Source organism: Lancefieldella parvula (assembly GCF_963530955.1).
Taxonomy (GTDB): domain Bacteria; phylum Actinomycetota; class Coriobacteriia; order Coriobacteriales; family Atopobiaceae; genus Lancefieldella; species Lancefieldella parvula_A.
On the sequence record NZ_CAUSFQ010000069.1, the window covers coordinates 1 to 7,480 of the forward strand.

Genomic DNA, 7,480 nt, shown 5'->3' on the forward strand with positions numbered 1-7,480 from the left:
TCATCGATGGTGTCGTCTCTGGTGCTGTAAAAGGCTAAATCTCAATGTATTACAGCAAGCTGTAGGCATTTCTGAAAGGTTTTATCATGGCAGAAATCGTTTTGAAGAATATAAAAAAGATTTACCCAAATGAGAAGAAGCGCAAGACTCTCTTTGGTAAGAAAACTGAGCAGAAAAAGAGCAATCTTGAGGTAACTGAAGAAGGCGTTGTTGCTGTTCAGGATTTCAATCTCACTATTAAGGAGCACGAGTTTGTTGTGCTTGTTGGCCCTTCGGGTTGCGGAAAATCTACTACACTGCGTATGATTGCAGGTCTAGAAGATATTTCTTCTGGCGAGCTTTATATCGATGGAAAGCTTGTTAATGATGTCGCACCAAAAGACCGAGACATTGCAATGGTTTTCCAAAGCTATGCGCTGTATCCAAATATGACCGTTTATGACAATATGGCGTTTACTCTTAAGCTTAAAAAGGTTGATCCACAAGTTATTGACGAGAAGGTCCGTGCAGCTGCAGAAACATTAGGTATTACAGCATATCTTGATCGTAAGCCAAAGGCACTTTCTGGTGGTCAGCGTCAGCGCGTTGCAATTGGTCGTGCAATTGTCCGTGATCCAAAAGTCTTCCTGATGGATGAGCCACTCTCAAATCTTGATGCAAAGCTGAGAAATCAGATGCGTACAGAGATTATTAAGCTTCGTCAGAAGGTTAATGGAACCTTTGTTTATGTTACACACGACCAAACAGAGGCAATGACCTTGGGCGACCGCATTGTCATTATGAAGGATGGCTTTGTTCAGCAAATTGGAACACCACAAGAAGTGTTTAATAGACCGGCTAATCTCTTTGTTGCTGGCTTCATTGGCATGCCTCAAATGAATTTCTTTAACGCACATCTTATTCGCGTGGACAATGAGTTCCATGTGGAGACAGAAAACATGTCATTTGAAATTTCTCCTGAGATGGCTAATCTGTTAGCACAGTCTTGGGTTGCTGCGCCAGCAACAGATGTCATTGTCGGCATTAGGCCCGAGCAAATTTATTTGACTGAGCCAAATGGAATTGGCGCTTTCAAGGGCAATCTTGAGGTAAGTGAGCTTATGGGCTCTACTGTTCACCTTCATGTTCATACTGAAGACGGTAATTTTGTCCTTATTGTTCCAGCAACTGAACTTGCAAAACGAGACCTCAAAATTGGTGATGAAGTGTGGTTTAAATTCGAAGACAATGCTGTTCATCTCTTTGATAAGAATACGCAAGATAATCTAGTTAAGTATTAAACCTTTGTACTGGCTTATCTTGAAAAGATAAGCCAGTACTCTTTTTGTGAAAGAGGCAACTATGGGACGAGCAAGCGGAGTACTTATGGCCGTTTCTTCTCTTCCAAATTCATATGGGATTGGCACGTTTGGCAAAGAAGCCTACGATTTTATTGATTTTCTCGTCAGGACAAAACAAAGGTATTGGCAGGTTTTGCCTCTTACTACCACAAGTTATGGTGACTCTCCTTATCAGTCTTTTTCTGCTGCAGCGGGAAGTCCTTACTATATAGATTTAAAAAATCTTGAGAAACTTGGCTATTTAAAGACAGATGACTTTGAAGATATTTCTTTTGGGACTAGCAATACTTGTGTTGATTATGGTGCACTTTTTGTAAATCATCGTCGTTTACTTAATCGTGCCTTTGATAGGTTTATGCAAGATGTTCCTGCTGATTTTGAGAAGTTCTGTCATGATCATGCAGAATGGCTTGATCCATATGCGGAGTTCATGTCTCTAAAGGAAGAGTTTGGACATAAAGCCTACTGGGAGTGGCCAGAACTTTATCAGCACAGAAACGAGACTACTGCAAAAGAAATTAAGAAACTGCAAAAGTCAGTTTTGTATCACAAGATGACTCAGTATTTCTTCTTTACTCAATGGGCAAAGGTTAAGACTTATGCCAATAAAAGGGGAGTACTTATAATTGGTGATCTTCCCATTTATGTCTCGCGCGATTCTGTTGAGATGTGGGCACAGCCAGAACTGTTTAAAACGGATGAAACAGGACGACCTATTACGGTTGCGGGCACTCCTGCTGATCAATTTTCTTCCACCGGTCAATATTGGGGAAATCCCATTTATAACTGGGAGTATATGAAGAAATCGCACTATTCATGGTGGGTTTGGCGTGTACAGACAAATCTTGAGATGTTTGATGTGCTTAGAATTGATCATTTTAGAGGTTTTGAAGCCTATTGGGAGATTCCTTACGGAGCTGCAAATGCTACAGAAGGCAAATGGACTAAAGGGCCAGATTTGGAGCTGTTTAAGGAACTGGAAAAGCAGCTGGGTAAGCTTCCAATCATTGCGGAAGACCTTGGCTTAATTACACCAGAACTCATTGCCATGCGAGACAAAACTGGTTTCCCAGGAATGAAAATCTTGCAGTACGGATTTGATGGAAAGCATGATTCAAGAGATCTTCCTCACAATTACACTGCAAATTCCATTGCTTATGTGGGAACGCATGATAATCCAACTGCTCGTGGTTGGTATGAAACTCAGGCTACTGATAGAGAGCGTGAACAGGCAGATATTTACCTTCATCGCTCAAAAGATGAGCCAATTGGTGAGGCGCTTTCACGTGGAATTGCAGCTTCTGTGAGTGACACTTGTATTCACACCATGCAAGATCTTCTCGGCTTAGATGATTCTGCACGTATGAATGTTCCAGCCACTGTTGGAGGTAACTGGTGTTGGCGTATGAAGCAAGGAGCCATTACGCGTCACATAGAAGATTTTTTAAGAACTATTACTGAGATGTACTTCAGAGTGTACAAAGAGGAGAAGTAATGAACTTAGACACTTTGTCTCTTCAACAATTTAACCAACCTCTGTCTGAAATTACTGACAGGCAGGTTTTTGAATTACTGCTTCAAGTGGTTAAGAGTAAGTCAGAAGCTCTTCCGTTAAATAATGGTAAGAAGAGGCTCTATTACATCTCCGCTGAGTTTCTTATTGGCAAGCTGCTTTCAAATAACCTCATCAATCTGGGAATTTATAACGAGGTAAAAGCGCAGCTTTCTAAAGCAGGCCATTCGCTCGAAGACATCGAAGAGCTTGAAGTTGAGCCTTCACTTGGTAACGGTGGTCTTGGTCGATTGGCGGCATGCTTTATCGACTCCATGTCAACACTTGGTCTGCCAGGCGATGGTGTAGGCCTTAAGTATCATTTTGGCCTCTTTCATCAGCAGTTTTTAGATAGACAGCAAACTGCCGTTCCAGATGCTTGGCTTGCTGATGATAGGTGGCTTGAAGACGAGAAGACATCATTTACCGTGGAATTTAGAGATTTCTCGGTGACGTCTGAGCTCTATTCAATTGATGTTTTGGGATATGGCCGAACAAAGAAAAACAGACTTCGTTTGTTTGACCTGCAAAGTATCGACGAATCATTAGTTTCTGATGACGCTATTGATTTTGATAAGACTGCTTTAAAAAAGAATCTAACACTCTTTTTGTATCCCGACGATTCGGACGAAGACGGTCAGCTTCTTCGTGTGTATCAGCAATATTTTATGGTTTCAAATGCTGCACAGTTGATTGTTAAAGAGGCGGTTGAGCGCGGCAGTAATGTTCATGACCTCGCTGACTATGTTGTGATTCAGATTAACGATACGCACCCCACAATGGTAATTCCAGAGCTTATTCGTATCTTGACTGAGAAATATGATATCTCGTTTGAAGAGTCTGTAACCATTGTTTCTTCACTAGTTGCATACACAAATCATACGATTTTGGCAGAAGCTCTTGAGAAATGGCCTCTTAAATTTATCGAGGAAGTTTCTCCAAAGATTGCTTCGATTATCAAAAAGCTTGACGAACACATCCGTAGTACCGTTGCAGATCCAAGTGTACAAGTCATCATTGATAAGAAAGTTCACATGGCTAACCTTGCCATTCATTACGGCTTTAGTATCAATGGCGTTGCAGCGCTTCATACTAAGATTTTGGAAGAGACAGAGCTCAAGCCATTCTTTGATTTGTACCCAGAGAAATTCTCTAACAAAACTAATGGAATCACTTTCCGTCGCTGGCTAATGGGTTGTAATCCCGAGCTTGCCGAGTATCTTGATGCGTTGATAGGAGATAGCTGGAGAACAACTGGTAATCTCGAGGGACTTTTAGAGTATCAGAATAACGATGAAGTTCTTAATAGGCTGCAAGAGATAAAGCATATAGCCAAAGATAGAATGAGCAAGTTTTTGCTGGACAATCAAGATACAAAAGTTAATGCCGACTCCATTATTGATGTCCAGGTGAAGCGTTTCCACGAATATAAGCGTCAGCAAATGCTATTGCTTTATTTGATTTGGAAATATTTTGATATTAAGTCTGGACACCTTCCAAAGCATCCTATTACTGTCATTTTTGGTGGTAAGGCTGCACCAGCATACGTGGCTGCTCAAGATATCATTCATGCAATTCTTGTTCTCTCGTCTTTGATTGCAAACGATGCAGATGTTTCACCATATCTTCAGGTGATAATGATCGAGAATTACAACGTTACTGCCGCTGAGCACGTTATTCCAGCAGCAGATATCTCTGAGCAGATTTCACTGGCTTCCAAGGAGGCTTCTGGAACTTCCAACATGAAGTTCATGCTTAACGGCGCTGTTACCGTTTGCACAGTTGATGGTGCAAATGTAGAAATTGCCGACTTGGTAGGCAAGGAGAATATCTACGCGTTTGGTGCTTCAAGTGATGAGGTTGTAAGCCTTTATGAGCACAAAGGTTACAAAGCAAAAGAGTTTTATAAGAAGCCTCAGATTAAACCACTCGTTGATTTCTTAATTAGCCCAGAGTTTATTTCTCTTGGTAATGAGGAGCGCCTGGAGCGTCTTCACAAAAACTTGTGCTCAAAAGATTGGTTTATGACGTTGCTTGATTTGGAAGCATATATTTCAACAAAAGAGCGCGTGTTCGATGATTATGAGGATAGGAGAGCGTGGCTCCAGAAGTCTCTTGTAAATATTGCTATGGCAGGAACGTTCTCATCTGATAGAACTATTGCTGAATATAATGACGAGATTTGGCGACTTACTCCTGATAAGTAGATGTAAGTAATACGGACCAGCAAACCGCCACTTAAGCCAGCGGTCTAATGTAGTTTTAACAAGCGGCCTTAACAAGTGGACTTAACAAGCGGCCTAGACCAGTAGTCTAGGCCGCTTGAATGTGTTCCTCTAGCGATTTAATGAACAAAAATATCATCTGTTTTGGTCTCATCTGCATAAATGACAAGAAATGAGCTATGGTATATACATAAATATTCACCCTTCACGCTGAAAGAAGGATGTATGAACAGCACTTCTGTTAGAAGCGTTAGAAGCACTCGATTTTCTCGCTTCACGGTTTTAGCAATTCTTATGCTATTTGTGGGTGCAATTTTGGCGTTTGCTCTGCCACACACAGCATTTGCTGCTGACCCAACAGTTTATTCCGAAGATGTGGACGGCGCTCCGCTTGACGGTACGCAGACCGTGGCAAATCCATTCCCTGACTTTATTTCAGATGCTGAAATTCAGGCAGAGATTACTGCTCAGGCTGCTAAACCGCGAGAGGACCGTACAGGTGTCATCGCGCGTTATTACTGGGTAAAGCCTGATGGAACTGCGCTCAAGCTGGACATGGATCCAACTAAATATTCTGTTGCGCAGATGATTGCCGAGGGCGGAGAAATTCGTGCTTACTACGTCCTTCTCGGCGATACAGAGAATCTGATCAACTTCCCACACAATGATCCAAATGGTTATGGCCTGCGTAAGGTGGCTGTTTCGGCGCATGCTGCTGTTGATACGTACAAGCCAATGGATGCAACAGGTGCTCTTTCGGGTGGTGGTCCAAAGAATAATTTGATGTTTACCGTCAAGGTCAATGGTCAGTCTATTATGGGTGGCACTTCTTATGAAGAGCCTGCTGCTGTATTTACTGCACCAGTCACAGCTCGTCAGTACATTGAGTTCTCCGCGCCATTGAACATCTCTGATAGGTCTTATCAGCTGGGAATTCAGGGTGGCATTAAGAAATCTTGGGGAGGCACTCACGCATACACCAAACGTTATCCTGCGCGTGTCATTGATACAGCAACGGCTGTGTATCACTATGTCGACGATCTTGCATACAGGCAGCTTAATGGCCTTGGTCTAAGTGATCCTATTGCGCAAAGAAATGCTGGCCTTCCTATTTATGGTAACGGTGCAGTAAGTGTTCTTGGTCTTGATGATCTGGCTGCTACATATACAACCTCCGCAGCATTTGAGGATCGTCAGGTGTCTGCGCGTTACAACACAAAGGGTCATGTTGTGTACATGCCCGAGTATGCTGGCGTTGCTGCAGATGACTCTGTTGCCGGCGGTAATAAGTTCGAGACTGATCCTTCAACCAATCTGTTGCTGACCACTGTTCGCAAGTCGGTTGACGAGATTAAGTCTGCGGGACCTGGTGATTCTTACGTCTACATTGCAAACGATATCGATGTCCCAGAGGGAACATCTCTTGCAATTGGTACGTATAACTCTGGCCCTCGCGATAATTCGGTTTTGGCCCCTGGCTTCAACGCAGACGGTTCTGTAAACCGTACCAGGCAGTATTACCTCACGTATCGTGCTGTTCCTTCTCCTTTGAAGCTTGTGAAGACTGACTCTGATGATGCTTCCAAGCCTGTTGCTGGTGCAACTTATAGCCTATACAAGGCTGATGGCACACTGGTTAAAGAGGGGCTTACTACTGGTGCAGACGGTACCTTTACATCCGGAGATGTTCTTACAAAGACTGAGTTGACTACGCTGGTTCAGAACACTGCTGCAACTGCAGATTTGCTGACTAAGGGTATCTATCAGGATGGAGATAAGTTCTATCTGACGCCAGGCAATTATTACCTGGTTGAGACTGCATCTCCAGAGGGATATGAGCTCAATGCAAATCAGATTCCATTTACGGTAGCTCCTGCAACATTCAATGCTGCAGACCAGACCATTGTTCCTACGGAAGTTGCTACAGCCGATAAGCCAATAACTCCTACACCAACCCCAACGCCGGATCCTAATCCAGAGCCAAAGCCTAAGACTCCTAAGAAGAAGAGGTCTAACCTGCCAGATACTGGCGATGCAATGTCCATTGCAAGCGCACTTGCTGCTGCAGGTATTATTGCTTCCGGTCTTGCGTACTCTGTAAAGGCTCGCCGTTAGTTTTGGCGTATAGATTACAAGTGCAAAGAAGGCTGTGCTTCGCACAGCCTTCTTTTTTGCTGGTAAAGTAGAGCAGGGTAGATGCTTAGTTGGGCGTTGGCCTACGCAGTCTGTGCAATCAACACTGTTTGAGGCAAAAGATATTCTTTAAGTGGTAAAAAATGCGTTTAGTTGGAGATTTCATTTTTCTGCATACAACGTTTGCCCAGATAAAAGTTTTTGAGGCGGTAAAAAATCGTCTTAGTTGG

At 43.0% G+C, this 7,480-nt stretch carries 4 protein-coding genes; all 4 read left to right on the forward strand.

Features of this window, described 5'->3' with window-relative positions:
- The first annotated feature begins 86 nt into the window (after nucleotides 1-86).
- The 4 genes from RWJ43_RS05190 to RWJ43_RS05205 all read left to right on the forward strand — a co-directional run bounded on the left by RWJ43_RS05190 (nucleotide 87) and on the right by RWJ43_RS05205 (nucleotide 7,232).
- Nucleotides 87-1,280: an ABC transporter ATP-binding protein gene (locus RWJ43_RS05190; RefSeq protein ID WP_314008615.1), complete on the forward strand. Its 1,194-nt coding sequence runs from the start codon at nucleotides 87-89 to the stop codon at nucleotides 1,278-1,280.
- Nucleotides 1,281-1,341: 61 nt separating this feature from the next.
- Nucleotides 1,342-2,835 (forward strand): 4-alpha-glucanotransferase, encoded by a 1,494-nt coding sequence (malQ, locus tag RWJ43_RS05195; RefSeq protein WP_314008618.1) that lies wholly within the window; start codon nucleotides 1,342-1,344, stop codon nucleotides 2,833-2,835.
- A complete protein-coding gene (locus RWJ43_RS05200) occupies nucleotides 2,835-5,099 on the forward strand; it encodes a glycogen/starch/alpha-glucan phosphorylase (protein WP_314008621.1) in 2,265 nt (754 codons plus the stop codon). Before malQ ends, RWJ43_RS05200 begins: the two co-directional genes overlap by 1 nt.
- Nucleotides 5,100-5,342: 243 nt before the next feature.
- On the forward strand, nucleotides 5,343-7,232 hold the full coding sequence (locus tag RWJ43_RS05205) for a SpaA isopeptide-forming pilin-related protein (protein ID WP_314008624.1): 1,890 nt from the start codon (nucleotides 5,343-5,345) through the stop codon (nucleotides 7,230-7,232).
- Nucleotides 7,233-7,480 lie beyond the last annotated feature (248 nt).